Below are 15529 nucleotides of genomic sequence, written 5' to 3'. Positions count from 1 at the left end.
CCTTGCCATCGACAGACGTAGCGATCATCGGGCTGGCATGCAGGTTCCCCGCCGCGACCGGCCCCGGCGCGTTCTGGCGCCTGATCCGCGACGGGCGTGAGGCGGCCCGGTTCTCCTTTTCGGAGAGGGGCGAATTCGATGCCGACTTCTTCAACCTGTCCCCACGCGAGGCGTGCGCGATGGACCCCCGGCAGCGCCTCGCCCTCGAGCTGGCCTGGGAATTGCTCGAAGACGCCTTCGTGGTGCCGGAAACGCTACGGGGAGAACGCGTCTCGGTGCATCTCGGGGCGATGACGGATGACTACGCGGCACTGACGCTGCGCGACCTCGCCGAGAACCTGGATCACCACACCTTCACCGGCATCAGCCGGGCGATGATCGCCAACCGCATTTCGTACGCCTTCGGGCTGCACGGACCCAGCATGACCGTCGACTCCGGTCAGTCGTCCTCCCTGGTGGCGGTGCACCTCGGCTGCGAGAGTTTGCGCGCCGGGCAGTCGTCGCTGGCCGTCGCCGGCGGGGTACATCTCAACCTGGCCGACGAAATCGCCATGCTGGAACGCGAATTCGGCGCGGTATCGGTGTCGGGTCACACCTACGCGTTCGATCAGCGCGCCGACGGCTACGTGCGCGGTGAAGGCGGCGGCCTGGTGCTGTTGAAGCCCCTGCCGGCGGCGCTGGAAGACGGCGACCGCATCCGCGCGGTCATTCGCGGCGGCGCCGTGGGCAACGCCGGGCACAGCGCGACCGCCCAGACCGTGCCATCGGCTCGCGGCGAGGCGGACGTGATCCGGCGCGCGCTCGCCGAGGCGGGCCTACAGGGCGGCGATGTCGACTACATCGAGGCGCACGGCACCGGCACCAAGATCGGCGACGAGATCGAAGCCCGGGCGCTGGGGGAGATTTTCGCCGGGCGTGCCCACGATCCGGTACGGGTGGGATCGGTGAAGACCAATATCGGCCATGCCGGCGGCGCCGCGGGAATTGCGGGCCTGCTCAAGGCCGTGCTGGCGATCGAACATGCCGAGATCCCGCCCAGCCTCAACTACGCCGGTCCCGGGGTCCACGCGAAAGACCCTGGGCTGCAGGTGAACACCGCCCTGGTGCCGTGGCCCACGACAGATCATCCGCGGCGGGCCGGGGTGTCCTCGTTCGGAATGGGCGGCACCAACGCACACCTGGTCATCGAACAGCCGCCTACCCGGTTGGCAACGGCGCCGACGCAGTCGCCCGCCGACCCGAGCGCCGCGGTTCCCTGGGTGCTGTCGGCCCGCTCCGCCCAGGCGTTGGCCAACCAGGCCCAACGCTTGTTGGACTATGTGGCCGATGGCGACGGCGTGAACACCCTCGATGTGGCCTGGTCGTTGGTCAGCACGCGCACGTGCTTCGAGCACCGCGCTGTGGTGGTGGGCGGCGATCGTGCGGCGCTGGCAGCGGGTCTGGCGGCCATCGCGGCCGGCGAGTCACAGCCGGGCGTTGCGGTGGGCCGCGCGGCGTCGCTGGGCAAGACGGTCTTCGTGTTTCCGGGGCAGGGGTCGCAGTGGTTGGGGATGGGCCTGCAACTCTATGACCGGTTCGAGGTGTTCGCCCGGGCCTTCGATGACGCCGCGGCCGCGGTGGACGCTCATCTGCGGCTGCCGCTGCGCGAGGTGATGTGGGGTGCGGACCCGGAGTTGTTGCGTAGCACCGAATTTGCCCAGCCCGCGCTGTTCGTGCTGGGCATCGCGCTGGCGGCGTTGTGGCAGTCCTTCGGTGTGATACCAGATCTGGTGATGGGGCACTCGGTGGGGGAGATCGCCGCGGCGTGCGTCGCCGGTGTGCTGTCGCTGGCGGATGCGTCGCGCGTGGTGGCGGCGCGGGGACGGTTGATGGCCGGGCTGCCGGCCGGCGGGGTGATGGTGGCGGTCGGCGCCGCCGAAGCCGAAGTGGCTCGGCTGCTGAACGACGGGGTGAGCATCGCGGCGGTCAACGGCCCCAACGCGGTGGTGCTTTCCGGCGCGCAGGCCCCGGTGGACGCGCTCGCGGACCACCTGGCTCGCGCCGGGCGGCGTGTGCATCGGCTGGCGGTGTCGCACGCGTTCCATTCGCCGCTGATGCAGCCCATGGTGGAAAAGTTTTCCGCCGCGGTGGCCGACGTCGAGGTGGGACAACCGCGGATCGGGCTGGTGTCGAACGTGACCGGGCAGCTGGCCGGCGCCGGGTACGGGTCGGCGCAGTACTGGGCGGCCCATGTCGGTCAGCCGGTGCGCTTCTTCGAGGGCGTGCGCGCCGCCGAGGCGGCCGGCGCCGGGGTCTTCGTGGAGCTGGGTCCGGGTGCCGCGTTGACGGCGGCGGTGGACCAATCGCTGAGCGCCGAGCGGGCCATATCGGTGCCCACCCTGGCCAAGGACCGCCCCGAGACCGAATCGGTGCTGGGCGCCGCCGGTCGATTGTTCACCCGCGGCGTCGACCTCGACTGGGCGGGCGTGTTCGGCGGGCGGGGCGCCCGCCGGGTGGAGTTGCCGACGTATGGCTTTGCGCGGCAGAGCTTTTGGCTGGGAGGCGGGGGAGCCGGGACGACGGGGGCGCCGCCCGCCACCGCCACTCGGACGCCCGATCTGGCGCACCGGTTGCACGGACTGACGCCCGACGACCAGCGCCGGGCGCTGCTCGAGCTGGTCTGCGAACATGCGGCGGCGGTGTCGGGGCATTCCGGCGGCCAGGCCATCGACCACGACCGCGCCTTCATCGACCTCGGGTTCGACTCGATGATCGGGGTCGAACTGCGCAACCGCCTCACCAGCCATACCGGACTGGCGTTGTCGCGAACGCTGATCTTCGACTATCCGACACCGGCCGAGCTGGCCGAGCACCTTCGCCGGCAGTTGCTCCATGACGAGTCCGCCGAATCCGACGAGGAAAAAATCTGGTCGACGCTGCGCAAGATTCCGGTGCGCGAGCTTCGAAGAACGGGATTGCTCGAAAAGCTTTTATTGCTCGCCGGCGCCCCGGAAACACCCGTCGCCGACGTAAATGCGGGCGGCGACGACATCGACTCGTTGAGCCCCGATGAGTTAATAGCGATGGCGCTCAGCTCGGCGGATGAGGAAGACACCGAATGATGAATTCCCCGCTGGCGGAAATGATTACGCCAACCGGTAGCCGCGCTAATACGACATATGTTGAATACGAAGAATTTTTGCGAGACCGAACCAAACCGCATAAACTTTCGTGTTCAAGGGGAGCGTTTCTGCTGGTTGGCAATCAAGAGGGTAGAGCATGAGCGTCATCGCGGGTGTTTTCGGCGCCTTGCCGCCGCATCGGTACAGCCAAAGCGAAATCACCGACCAGATCGTCGAGTTCCCCACGCTGAAGGAACACGAAGAGGTCGTCCGGCGCCTGCACGCCGCCGCCAAGGTCAACAGCCGCCACTTCGTCTTGCCCCTCGAGCAATACCACGCGCTGACCGACTTCGGCGCGACCAACGAGATCTTCATCGACAAGGCCGTGGAGTTGGGCTGCGACGCACTGCTGGGCGCTCTCGACGAGGCCGGGCTGCAGCCGCAAGACATCGACATGATCGCCACCACGACGGTCACCGGCATCGCGGTGCCGTCCCTCGACGCCCGGATCGTCGGGCGCCTCGGCCTGCGCCCGGACGTGCGCCGGGTCCCGCTGTTCGGTCTGGGCTGCGCGGCCGGGGCCGCGGGCGTGGGCCGGCTGCACGACTACCTGCGTGGTGCGCCCGACGGCGTCGCCGCCCTGGTCTCGGTCGAGCTGTGTTCGCTCACCTTCCCGACGGTCCGGCCGACCGTGTCGGGACTGGTGGGGACGGCGATGTTCGGTGACGGCGCCGCCGCGGTGGTCGCCGTCGGCGACCGTCGCGCCGAGCGGCTGAATTCCGCGGGACCCGACATCCTGGATTCCCGCAGCCGCCTGTACCCGGAATCGCTGCACATCATGGGCTGGAACATCGGCTCGGACGGCATGCAGCTGGTGATGTCCCCGGAGCTGCCGAAGGTCATCGACCGCTACGTGGCCGACGACGTGAACAGTTTCCTCGCCGGACACGGTCTGACCAAGGGCGACGTCGGCGCCTGGGTGACCCACCCCGGTGGCCCCAAGGTCATCGACGCGATCGCCAAGAGCCTGGACCTGCCCCCGGAGGCGCAGGAACTGACTTGGCGCTCGCTCGGGGAAGTCGCCAACCTGTCGTCGGCGTCGGTGCTGCACATCCTGCGGGACACCATCGCCAAACCACCGCCGGGCGGCAGCCCCGGGCTGATGCTCGCGATCGGCCCCGGTTTCGGCTCCGAACTGGTGTTACTGCGCTGGCACTGAGAGCCTGATCGCATCGCGAAAAGTGCCGCGCGCCAGCCCTATTCGAGTAGCTCGGAGAGCTCCAGCCAGCGACTCTCGGTCGCGGCCACCTCGTCTTCGAGCGCACGCAACTCCTGGGTGAGCCGGGTGATGCCGACGTGGTCGGACTGGTCGTACGCGGCCAGTTCGTTGTGCTTGTCCTCGATCCGGTCCGCCAGCCGCGCGAGCTGGCGATCGACGGAGGCCACCTCTTTTTCCGCGGCGCGGCGTTCAGCGCCCGACATCGCTTGGGGGGCGGGCTCGGACGGCCGCGACGATCCGGCGGTCGCCTCGCCGGTCTGGTGCGCGGCCAGCCGCAGATATTCGTCGACCCCGCCAGGCAGATGCCGCAACCGGCCGTCCAGCACCGCGTATTGCTGATCGGTGATCCGCTCCAGCAGGTAGCGGTCGTGCGAGACGACGATCAGCGTGCCCGCCCACGAGTCGAGCAGATCCTCCATCGCGGTCAGCGTGTCGGTGTCGACGTCGTTGGTGGGCTCGTCGAGCAGCAACACGTTGGGTTCGGACAACAGCGTGAGCATGAGCTGCAGCCGCCGCCGCTGCCCGCCGGAGAGTTCGCCGATCCGCGCCGAGAGCTGGCCCTTCCCGAACCCGAGCCGCTCCAGCAGTTGGGCGGGCGTCACCTCGCGACCCTCGACCTCGTACCCGCCGCGCAGCCTGCCCAGCACGTCGGCGATCCGGTCGTCGGTGAGGCCGGCCAGCGCGTCGCCCTGCTGGTCGAGCACGGCCAGCTGAACGGTCTTGCCGCGCTTGACGCGCCCGGCGTCAGGCGTGACGGTGCCGGCGATCAGCCCCAGCAGGGTCGACTTCCCGGCGCCGTTGGCGCCGACGATGCCGGTGCGCTCGCCGGGGGCGATCCGCCACTCGACATCGCGCAGCACCGGGCGGCCGTCGAAAGCCACCGACACGTCGAGCAGGTCGATCACGTCCTTGCCCAGCCGGGCGGTGGCCAGCTTGGCCAGCTCGACGGTGTTGCGCAGCGGCGGCACGTCGGCGATCAGCTGGTTGGCGGCCTCGATGCGGAACTTGGGCTTCGAGGTGCGGGCCGGCGCGCCGCGACGCAGCCAGGCCAGCTCCTTGCGCATCAGGTTCTGTCGCTTGGCCTCGGTGGCGGCGGCCATCCGGTCCCGCTCGACGCGCTGCAGGACGTACGCCGCGTACCCGCCGTCGAACGGTTCGACGATCCCGTCGTGCACCTCCCATGTCGTGGTGGCGACCTCGTCGAGGAACCAGCGGTCGTGGGTCACCAGCAGCAGGCCGCCGGTGTTGCGCGCCCAGCGCCCGTTGAGGTGCTCGGCCAGCCAGGTGATGCCCTCGATGTCCAGATGGTTGGTGGGCTCGTCGAGCGCGATGACGTCCCATTCGCCGGCCAACAGCCGGGCCAGCTGCACCCGGCGGCGCTGGCCGCCGGACAGCGTGGAAACCGTTGCCTCCCAGGCGATGTCGGAGACCAGGCCGGCGACCACGTCGCGAACGCGGGCGTCACCGGCCCACTGGTGTTCGGCCGCGTCGCCGACCAGCGTGTAGCCCACACTGCGGTCCGGGTCCAGGGTGTCGGCCTGGCTCAGCGCGCCGACCCGCAACCCGCTGCGTTGAGTGACCCGGCCCGAATCGGGGCGCTGCTGGCCGGTCAGCAGCCGCAGCAGGCTGGATTTGCCGTCACCGTTTCGCCCGACGATGCCGATGCGCGCGCCGTCGTTGACCCCGAGCGTGATCGAGTCGAAGACCACCTGCGTCGGATATTCGAGGTGTACGGCCTCGGCTCCAAGTAGGTGTGCCACCGGGCAAAGCTACCGTCCTAATCGAGCGTGAGCAGCGCCTGGTCGATCTGGCTTCGCGTCTCCGCCGATGCCGGCTGATGGACCAGCGCATCCAGGAAGCGGCCGGCGACGTCGCGCAGCTTGAGGTTGGCTTCCTGGGAGCGCCAGACCAGAATGTCGAACGCGTGTTCCGCGGAGATGCCGTAGGCGCCCATCAGCACGCCCTTGGCCTGTTCGATCTGCGCGCGGGCGTTGGCCACCGACTCCAGCACTTTGGTGATGTCGGAGTGCAGCGAGTCGGTGACGTCGACGTAGAACCCCGACGTGCCGATCGGCTCGCCGTCGTCGTCGAGCATCCGGTCGCCGACGACGACAACGCAGCGGGTGCGCCCACCGGTGTCGACGATGCGGTGCCGGCTGCTGAACGGCTTTCCCTGCAACACCCGTTCCAGGACGGCCGCAACGTGTTCGCGATCCTCGGGGTGCTTGTGTTGCAGCAGCAGACCGGTGGTGGGTTCCACCGTGCCCGGGGCATAGCCGTGCATGCGCGCGACGGCATCCGACCACTGCCAGCGGTCGCCGTCGAGAAGATAGCTGAACCTGCCGACCTTCTGCGGGTCGCCGAGGCCGAGGACCAGGTCGACCGCGCTGAGTTCCTCCTCGTCGATGACGTTCGACGCCGGCGTCTCGCGGTCAGCTTCATCCTGGGAATTCACCGTCATCGTGAAATGCCTTCCTAGTCAACTGTCACAGCGCCGGGTTGCTTGTCCCCATGGATACCCATCACGACACCCGGTACCGCTCTGCGTCCTGATGTTTCAATTCCAGGCCGAGGCCCGGCCGTTGTTGATCGGGCCGCAACGCACCGCCCTCCGGCGACAGGGCGCCGTCGAACAGCGTCTGTTCGATGCGATGGTGATCGTGGAAGTACTCCAGGTGCCGCAGGTTTCCGATGGTGCTGGCGACGTGGGCGTGCAGGTTGGGAGCGCAGTGCCCGGAGACGTCCACGTTGGAGGCGGCGGCCACCGCCGCGGCGCGCACCCAGTCGGTGATCCCCCCGCAGCGGGTGACGTCGATCTGCAGGCAGTCGACCGCCTCGGCGGTGAGCATCCGGTTGAAATACGCCAGGTCGTAGCCGTACTCACCGGCGGTGACGTCCGGGCTGACCTGGTCTCGGACCTCCCGCAGCCCGTCCAGGTCGTCGGAGGAGACGGGTTCTTCGAACCACGTGACGTCGTGGTCGGCCATGGCGTGCGCCACCCGGATCGCCTGCTTGCGACGGTAGCCGCCGTTGGCGTCCACGTACAGTTCGACGTGCGGCCCGATCACCTTGCGCGCCAAGCTAATCCGATCCAGGTCGCGGTCCACGTCGGAGCCCCAGGACTCGCCGATCTTGATTTTCACACGGGGGATGTGCCATTCGCCGACCCAACGTTCGAGTTGAGCGCGGGTGGTGCGCTCGTCGTAGGTGGTGAAGCCGCCGCTGCCGTAGATCGGTACCTCGGCATGCGCCATGCCGATCAATCGGCATACCGGTAGCCCCAGCAGCTTGCCCTTGAGGTCCCACAGCGCGGTGTCGAGCGCCGAGATCGCGCAGGCGGCCAGGCCGGGCCGCCCGTTGTTGCGCATCGCCCTGACCATCGACTCCCACCGGGCCGGGATGTCCAGGGCGCTGTGTCCGGCGAGCGCCCCGGCGAGCTTGCCGCCGATCAGCTTGGCGCAGGCGCCGTCGGCGTAGGTGTAGCCGATTCCGCGTCGTCCGCCGGCCGTGACCTCGGCCAGCACCAGGGTGGTCGACGACCAGGACAGGGTGCCGTCGGCTTCCGGTGTGTCGGTAGGGATTTCGTAGACCTGCGCGGTGACCGCCTCGATCCGCGCGGAGGGAGTCATCGCGTCCACCGGCGGCCCGCCCGCGCCGCGAGCCACGCGCCCAGTCCGGCGGCGCCGAGCGCGCCGGCGCCGCTGACGGCGGGATGCTGGGACGCCCACAGTTGCGGGCTGTGGGCGTGCGACTTGTCGTCGAACTGGCCGTGCGGGCCGTGGTCGCTGCCCGGCTCGGAGTCCAGCGGCTGCCACAGGTTGTGGGGCCGGTCGGGACCGACGCGCTCCGCGGTCTGCTGGGAGTCGTATCCGGTGCGCCCGAGGTAGCGGTCCAGCAGCGGCGCGACGAACTTCTGCGCCAGCAGCGTCACCATGGTGGAATCGCCGACCCAAAATTGCTTGCGCCCTGGATGATCGGCGGCATACAGGACGCCGCGGGCGGCTACCTCGGGCTGATAGATCGGCGGCACGGGCTGGGGATGGCGGGGCAGCCGGGACAGCACCCAGGAGAATTGCGGGGTGTTGACCGCGGGCATCTGCACGACGGTGATCCGCACCTTGGAGCCCTCGTGGAACAGCTCGCAGCGCACCGATTCGGTGAAGCCGTTGACGGCGTGTTTGGCGCCGCAGTAGGCCGACTGCAGCGGGATCGATCGCTGACTGAGCGCCGAACCCACCTGCACGATGGTGCCGCGGTTGCGGGGCCGCATCTTGGCCAGCGCCGCCATGGTGCCGTGCACGTAGCCGAGGTAGGACACCTCGGTCACGCGCTTGAACTCCTCGGCGCCGATCTCGCGCAGCGGCGCGAACACGGACGTGAACGCGACGTTGACCCAGACGTCGATGGGACCGAAGGCGGCTTCGGCCTCGTCGGCGGCGGCGACGACCGCCGCGTGGTCGGCCACGTCGGTCGCGATGGCCAGCGCCTTGCCGCCGCCGGCCTCGACGTCGCGGGCGGCGCCGTCGAGCCCGGCGGCGCCGCGGGCGAGCAGGACGACGTTGGCGCCGCGCCGGCCGAACTGCTGGGCGGTGGCGCGGCCGATGCCCGCGCTGGCTCCGGTGATCACCACGTTCTGTGTCATCGCAGTACTGCCTTTCGGTCGGATCCGGTAGTCACTCATGGTGGGAGGCATCGTCGGTGAGGGTGGCCGTGCATTCGAGCATCAGCGCATGCGCGAACGCCTGCGGCAGGTTGCCGCGCAGCTGGCGCTGCCGCACGTCGTACTCCTCGCAGAACAGCCCGGGCGGGCCGCACGCGGCGCGGTTGCGTTCGAACCAGCGCATCGCGCAATGGCCGTGGCCCAGTTGGTCTTCGGCCAACGCCATCATGAATCCACAGAGCAGGAAGGCGCCCTCGGCGTCGCCGAGGTCGCGTTCGTCGTGCCGGAAGCGATAGACGAACCCGTCGTCGGTGAGTTCGGCGCGAACGGCGTCCAGGGTGGCGCGGGTGCGGGGGTCGTCGGCGGGGACGGCGCCGCGCACCGGCGGCAGCAACAGCGACGCATCGACCCCGGTCAGCCGCGGGCTGCGTTGCCAATAGCCGTGCGGGTGCAGGCTGCTCGACGCGGTGTCGGCCAGGATCGCGTCGGCCAGCGAAGCGCAGGTGGCCACCTCGGGACCGGCGCCGGCCAGCCGGGCGATGGCGCGCAACCCGGCCACGCAGGCCAGGCGGGACTGCGTCCAGTGTTCGTCGTCGACCTCCCAGACGCCGGCATCCGGTTCACGCCAACGTTTTTCGATGGCCCTGATGGCCGTCTGCGCGGCGCGCCAGCCCTCGGCGTCGAGCCGGTCGGCGGCCCCCGCCTTGGCCAGCAGCTGCAGCGCCTCGCCGAAGACATCGAGCTGGAATTGCTGGTTGACCCAATTGCCGACCTTGTCGGTGCCGCCGGGGTAGCCGGGCAGGTCGAGCGTTTCCTCGCTGGGCACGGCTCCGCCGGTGACGGTGTAGGCGGGCTTGAGGTTCGGGCCGTCCTCGAGCAGCCGGGCGCCGACGAATTCGACCGCCCGGTCCAGCAATTCGGTGGTGCCGACGGCGGCGGCGGCCATGCCGGCGTACACCTGATCGCGAATCCAGGCGTAGCGGTAGTCGTAGTTCTGATTGGTGTGCGCACGTTCGGGCAGGCTCATCGTGGCCGCGGCCACCATGCCGCCGCCGCTGCTGGTCAGCCCGCGCAGCACCGCGTAGGAGTGGCTTCCGTCGCGGGGGGCGATGCTGCAGTTCAGCCGTGGCACGCTGCGCTGCCAGGCGGCCGCGGTGGCGTCCCAGGCCAGGTCGGGGTCGGGTGGCTGGTCGGGCAGCGTCCGTTCGGACAGCTCGAGCACCAGGTCGTGTTGCCGGCCCTCCTCGAGAGTGATCTCACAGGTGAGCAGCTCGCTTTTGTCGTGCGCCGCTTTGGTGGTGCGCACGTCGCAACCGGCCAGCCAACGCCAGCGCAACCGGCCCGAGCGGCCGCTCCACACCCCGCCCTCCGAGGTGGGCTGGCCGAGGCCGTGCCGGCCGAACCCGGCACTCGGCGCCAGCAGCACCCGTACGCGTGCCGTCCCGCGGCACACCGTGAGGCGCCGCAGCAGCACCACCCGGTCCCGGTCGCCCGGAAAGGCCAGCGCCTCACGGCATTCCACGGTGCCGTCCCGGGTGATCCAGCGGTTGCGCCAGATCAGGCTGCCCGGCTCGTAATAGCCGCCCCACACGTGCCGGACATCGATCGGGGTGATCGCGTAAACACCGCCGCCGCCAATGAGATTGGCGAAGACCGCGTCGGAGTCCCAGTGCGGCGCGCACATCCACGCCAGGTCGCCCTGCGGCCCGATCAGCGCGCCGCGTTCTCCGTCGGCGAGCAGCGAGTACTCGCGCAGCACCCGGGGCGCGAACGTCGTCTCGACGTCAATCATCTTGTCAGCCACGGGCTCTAGCCTCCGACCTCCGTCCCGCGGTGGTATCGATCTTTCCGGCGGCCAGCCGTTCGGCCAGCCGTGAGGCCAGCGCCATGATCGTCAGCGCGGGGTTCGCCGAGCCCTGCGTCGGGCATACCGAGCCGTCGGCGAGGAACAGGTTCGGAACGCCCCACACGCGTTGATCGGAGTCGACGACCGAATTCTCACGCCTGGTGCCCATGCGGGCGCCGCCGATCAGGTGGGCGAAACGCTCGATGGTGAGCACGTCCTGGGCGTCGGCGGCGTGCAGGATGTCGCCGATCACCTTGGTGGAGTAGGCCATGTTGGCCTTGTCGTTGTCGCAGAGCGTGTAGTCGAACCGGGCCACCGGAATGCCGTACGGGTCCTTCTCGTCGGCCAGGGTCACGCGATTGTCCGGCAACGGCAACAGCTCGTTGAGCACGCCCACGGTCGCCCAGTGGTTGTAGTCGCGCATGTACTCGCGCAGGGCGCGGCCCCAATGCCCGTCCGCTAGAACGTGTTCGGCCCAGCCGATGGGCATCGGTGACACCGTCTGGATGGCGAAGCCGCGGGCGAACCCACGGGAGAGGTCGGTCTCGTAGAACTGTTCGGAGGTCACCTCGGGGGGCGGCGCCTTGTACATCCGGACCTCCTCGGACCACCGCCCGGCGGACTGGGTGGCGCCCTGCACCATCACGTAGCGCCCGACCTGGTCGTCGTTGTTGCCCAACCCGTTCGGGAAGCGGTCGCTGACCGAGTTCAGCAGCAGACGCGGCGTCTCGATTGAATATCCGGCAATGGCAACGGCTTTAGCGCGCTGCAGCCGCTCCTTGCCGCCGATCTCGTCGTAGTAGACCACGCCGCGGGCCGCGCCGCTCTCGTCGAGCTCGACGCGGGAGGCCATGCAGTTGGCGCGGATCTCCACGGCGTGGGCCAGCGCGTCGGGCAGGTGCGTGACGTACGGGCTGGCCTTGGCGTTGACCTTGCAGCCCTGCAGGCAGTAGCCGCGGTAGATGCAGTGCGGGCGGTTGCCGAAGGTGCCGTTGACGATCCCGACGGGCCCGACGCGCATCTCGATGCCGAGCTTGATCGCGCCCCGCCATATCTTGGCGGCCGCACCCGAAATGGGATGTGGGGCAAAGGGGTAGCGATGCGGGTCACCCCAGGGCCAGTTCTGGCCGGCCACCGGCAGCTCCAGCTCGACGCGCTCGTAGTGGCGGCGGATGTCCTCGTAACGGATGGGCCAGTCCGCCCCGACCCCGTCCAGGGTGTAGGTCTGAAAATCGCTGGGGTGAAACCGCGGGGTGTACCCGGCGTAGTGCACCATGGAGCCGCCCACGCCGCGCCCGGAGTTGTTCTTGCCCAACTCGATCGGGTCGTCGCCGCCGATGATACGTTTCTGTGTCCAGTACAGCGCGTGGGAGCCGGCCTCGTCGGACACCCAGTCCTCGTCGGGGTGCCAGAACGGGCCGGCCTCGAGGATCACGACCCGCCAGCCCTCGCGCGCCAGCCGCTGCGCCAGCACCGATCCGCCGGCCCCGGCGCCGACCACGACCAGATCGACCTCGTCGTCGTCGGCGTAGCGGCGCATCGTCTTCTCGCCGGGCAGGTCGCGCGTGTGCACGTCGAGCAGGAATCGCGAATCGTTGTCCTTGGGTTCGACCGCTCCCTTGAACAGGCCCCGCAGGAAGTCGCCCATCACAACTCCCCGTTGTTCACGATTTGCACCGGATCCTCGTCGGTGGCGCCGCGGGTCTCGTAGGGTTCGCGCGCGGCGGCCGGCCCGGTGGCGCCGCCGAGGCGCATGAAACCGCGCGGGTAGGCCGGGCCGCCGAACCCGATCTCGTTCCATGCCCACGGGTGGGAGTAGAAGCCCGACAACGTCATTCGCATGCACACCGACCACGCGCGCTTGACGTTCAGGCTCTCCCACGCCCCACCTTGCAGGTCGCCCTGCGAGAACTTGTCGATGATCGCTTCGCGGGTGACGAGGTCGGCGTCGGCGAACCAGGATCCGCCGTAGTGGGTCGACGTCGTCTCGTTCAGCGCGCGCAGCACCAGCCGCCAGGTGTCGCGGTCGTCGGGCATGTCGGCGTACTGGTAGCCGTCGAGGCGCCCGTCGGCCAGCTTGGAGTCGACGGACTCGGCCACCGGCACCCGCGGCTCGGCGTCCTGCGCCAGCACGGTGTCGCAGAACGCGCGCAGGCACGGCTCCTCTTCGGCGGTGAAAAACCGCAGTGGGCCCGGTGATTCGAGCCTGGCCAGCACCACCTTCCGGGTGGCCTCGTCCCACGTGTCGGCGGTTTCCAGCACGTCGTAATCGGGGTAGCGCCCGATCATCTGTGGCGTGACGCCGCGGCGTTGTTTGGGCAGCCAGGACGGGTGCGGCGGCTTGCCGTCGGGGCGCAGGTTGGGCAAATGGTCGGGGCGTGAGGTGTCGGCCATCTCGAGAGTCCCTGCGTCCTAACCCCGGAACCGTTCGCGGCGCAGGATCGATGCCAGCAATCCCATCCCGCCGACCATGCACATCAATCCCGGCGCCGCGATCGGCGGGCCCATCGGCACGTTGTAGGAGGCGTTCTTCCACCCGCCCGGTTTGCGCGCGACCCCGCGCGCGTGCAGGTATTCGCCCATCAGCCCGTTGGCCGTGTAGATGCCCGCGGTGATGGGCAGCCAGACTTTGGCCCAGCGTCGGGAGAACACCCCGCCGACGCCGGCGACGACCACCGGCGGGGTCACCACGATCGGGCTCCACATCCACTTGTTGCCGAAGCTGGCTTTGTAGTGCTCGAAGTAGATTTCGGCCGTCGTGACCAGTGCCGCGATGGCCGTCAGCCCGGACAGTGAGCGTTCGAAACGGCCGTGCGCGACGTCGTACAAAGCCCGCCCGGCCAGATGTTGGACCTCGCCGAGTCCGTCGCCGCCGGCGGTGCGGTCTTTGCGCCGTCCGCCGTTGGTCAGCAACAACATGTGCATCCCTTTCTCGCTCGCACTCGCGCCAAGCCGGTCGATCACCGGCCCGGTGAAATGTGGTTGACGAACGGATCGGCCGCCGTTGGCGCGCCGCGGACACCGGGTGTCCGAATGAATGTGCTGGTGATGTCGCGGGACTGCTCGCCGAGCGAATCCGCCGCCATCGTGCCCATGAGCCACCTCGCCCTCGCGCTGAAGGAACACGGTCTGGCAGGCCTCGGCCCCGGCACTGTCGTGCAGTGACGGTCGCCAAACCCGCCCAGAAAACTGGAGCGCCCAGCTGTGTCTTTCAACCGAGGAGGTCCCGACGACGCGTCGCGACCCAAGCGCAACCGCTGTGTACCCGGCGTCCTGCAGCGCAAACGGGTTCGCGGCCGGTTCTCAGCGTGCTTTCAGCGTTAGGAGTGTCCGGTGGGTAAGCCGCTGCCGCTGAGCAGGATTGCTTCGCGCTTACGTGGGTAAATAGCCGATCATGAAAAAGATTGTGCGCGTAGCAGCGTCAGCGCTCTTCTTGACTGCCGGTTTCGGGCTCGCTGGTTCGGGGGCGGCTGCCGTCGCCCACGCCCATCCCGCGCCTTTTCCCCAGTACCACTGGTGCCCCGGCCAGTGGTGGGATCCGGGCTGGGGCGGTAACTGGGACACGGGGCGTTGCCACGGCGACCACTGGTACGACGGTGAAGCCCACGATCAAGGCCACTGGCACAACGGTCCCTGGGATCCGAACTGGCACTAGGCTCGCGCGATCCGGCGATCGTGTAGCCGGTGGACCGAGATGCTCGCCCGCAAGCCTCGCGGATTACGATGGGACGGAATGCATTTCACGTATGCGCTTGAGCGAGAGCCTTGCGAACCGCGCTGAGATAGTCGGCGACAGGCGGTCCAGGTACCACAGCGCCTTCCACCAGGCCGGCACGATGATGATCGCTTTGTTTCGCAGCACCGCACGAAGGACGCGGGCGGCGAATTTGTCGGGTGCCATCGGCCGCATCGGCTCCCAGAACTCGAGGAGCTCCTCGTCGCTGGCGCCGGTATTGGTCATCCGCCCGTACGTGCCGCCGGTGAGGATCGGGGTCCGGATCGCGCCCGGGCACAGCACCGACACCTTGACGTTGTGGCGCTCGGCCTCGATCCGCATCGCCTTCGACAGGGCGACGACGGCGTGTTTGGAGGCCGTGTAGCTGGCGGTACCGGGACCGGCCAGCAGGCCGGCCATCGACGCCGTGTTCACGATGTGGCCCGAGCCCTGCCGGATCATGAGCGGATACACCGCCTGGATGCCGTGCACCACGCCGTGCAGATTCACGGCGAGCACGTCGTTCCAGTCGTCGAGGGTGTAGGAGTCGACCTCGCCGCCGACGCCGATGCCGGCGTTGTTGAACAGGTAATCGATCCGGCCGGACTGGCGCAGCGCCTCGGCGACCGCTTCCTCGAATGCGGGATAGCTGCGGACGTCGAGTTCGATCGCGTGCGCTTTCCCGGTGCCGCTGTTGAGGCGTTGCGCCAATTCCCGCGCCGCGTCGAGTTGGCGATCGGCGATCCAGACCTCGGCGCCGCCGTCGACCAACTTGGTGGCCAGTGCGGCGCCGATGCCCGAAGCGCCGCCGGTGATGAATGCGACCTTGCCAGAAAACTTCGACGTCATGAGGGCAGGATAGGCCGCCGTCTACGCAGCTAGGGCCGTTCTTTGGGCGCGTGGCCGAAGCAATGTCGTAGGGCGGTGG

12 protein-coding genes are annotated in these 15529 nt (G+C 69.1%); 3 read left to right on the top strand and 9 right to left on the bottom strand.

What is annotated here, in order from left to right:
• Positions 1 to 2 precede the first annotated feature (2 nt).
• Positions 3 to 3101 carry a type I polyketide synthase gene (locus tag A5688_RS09565; RefSeq protein ID WP_067908207.1) on the top strand — a complete coding sequence of 1033 codons (3099 nt, stop codon included), beginning with the start codon at positions 3 to 5 and terminating at the stop codon, positions 3099 to 3101.
• A 157-nt stretch (positions 3102 to 3258) separates the two neighbouring features.
• Positions 3259 to 4320: a type III polyketide synthase gene (locus A5688_RS09560; RefSeq protein WP_067828514.1), complete on the top strand. Its 1062-nt coding sequence runs from the start codon at positions 3259 to 3261 to the stop codon at positions 4318 to 4320.
• 38 nt (positions 4321 to 4358) lie between these two features.
• On the opposite strand, the gene A5688_RS09555 is transcribed toward A5688_RS09560, so the two are convergent.
• The 8 genes from A5688_RS09555 to A5688_RS09520 form a co-directional block, all read right to left on the bottom strand.
• On the bottom strand, positions 4359 to 6140 hold the full coding sequence (locus A5688_RS09555; RefSeq protein ID WP_067908204.1) for an ABC-F family ATP-binding cassette domain-containing protein: 1782 nt from the start codon (positions 6138 to 6140) through the stop codon (positions 4359 to 4361).
• Positions 6141 to 6157: 17 nt separating this feature from the next.
• Positions 6158 to 6841, bottom strand: a complete 684-nt coding sequence (locus A5688_RS09550; RefSeq protein WP_067828508.1) for a PAS and ANTAR domain-containing protein — start codon at positions 6839 to 6841, stop codon at positions 6158 to 6160.
• Positions 6842 to 6902: 61 nt separating this feature from the next.
• Positions 6903 to 8018 (bottom strand): enolase C-terminal domain-like protein, encoded by a 1116-nt coding sequence (locus tag A5688_RS09545; RefSeq protein WP_067908333.1) that lies wholly within the window; start codon positions 8016 to 8018, stop codon positions 6903 to 6905.
• Positions 8006 to 9022, bottom strand: coding sequence for an SDR family oxidoreductase (locus A5688_RS09540; protein WP_067828504.1), 1017 nt, complete (start codon positions 9020 to 9022; stop codon positions 8006 to 8008). The genes A5688_RS09545 and A5688_RS09540 overlap by 13 nt, the downstream gene beginning before the upstream one ends.
• A gap of 31 nt (positions 9023 to 9053) precedes the next feature.
• Positions 9054 to 10832, bottom strand: coding sequence for a glycoside hydrolase family 15 protein (locus A5688_RS09535; protein WP_431602641.1), 1779 nt, complete (start codon positions 10830 to 10832; stop codon positions 9054 to 9056).
• 4 nt (positions 10833 to 10836) lie between these two features.
• Complete coding sequence (locus A5688_RS09530; protein WP_067828497.1) at positions 10837 to 12534, bottom strand: GMC family oxidoreductase; 1698 nt, start codon at positions 12532 to 12534, stop codon at positions 10837 to 10839.
• Positions 12534 to 13280: a gluconate 2-dehydrogenase subunit 3 family protein gene (locus A5688_RS09525; protein WP_067908201.1), complete on the bottom strand. Its 747-nt coding sequence runs from the start codon at positions 13278 to 13280 to the stop codon at positions 12534 to 12536. The genes A5688_RS09530 and A5688_RS09525 overlap by 1 nt, the downstream gene beginning before the upstream one ends.
• A gap of 18 nt (positions 13281 to 13298) precedes the next feature.
• Positions 13299 to 13805, bottom strand: coding sequence for a hypothetical protein (locus A5688_RS09520; protein ID WP_067828875.1), 507 nt, complete (start codon positions 13803 to 13805; stop codon positions 13299 to 13301).
• Between the two features lie 114 nt (positions 13806 to 13919).
• On the opposite strand from A5688_RS09520, the gene A5688_RS28315 reads away from it, so the two are divergent.
• Positions 13920 to 14051 (top strand): hypothetical protein, encoded by a 132-nt coding sequence (locus A5688_RS28315; protein ID WP_278184171.1) that lies wholly within the window; start codon positions 13920 to 13922, stop codon positions 14049 to 14051.
• 553 nt (positions 14052 to 14604) lie between these two features.
• Here the strand turns inward: A5688_RS28315 and A5688_RS09510 are convergent.
• A complete protein-coding gene (locus tag A5688_RS09510; protein ID WP_067908198.1) occupies positions 14605 to 15450 on the bottom strand; it encodes an SDR family NAD(P)-dependent oxidoreductase in 846 nt (281 codons plus the stop codon).
• Positions 15451 to 15529: the final 79 nt, after the last annotated feature.

Origin of the sequence: Mycobacterium mantenii (assembly GCF_001667865.1) — a bacterium.
Classification (GTDB): domain Bacteria; phylum Actinomycetota; class Actinomycetes; order Mycobacteriales; family Mycobacteriaceae; genus Mycobacterium; species Mycobacterium mantenii_A.
The sequence above is the reverse complement of the archived record's forward strand: the minus strand, read 5'-3'. Positions and strand labels throughout refer to the sequence as shown.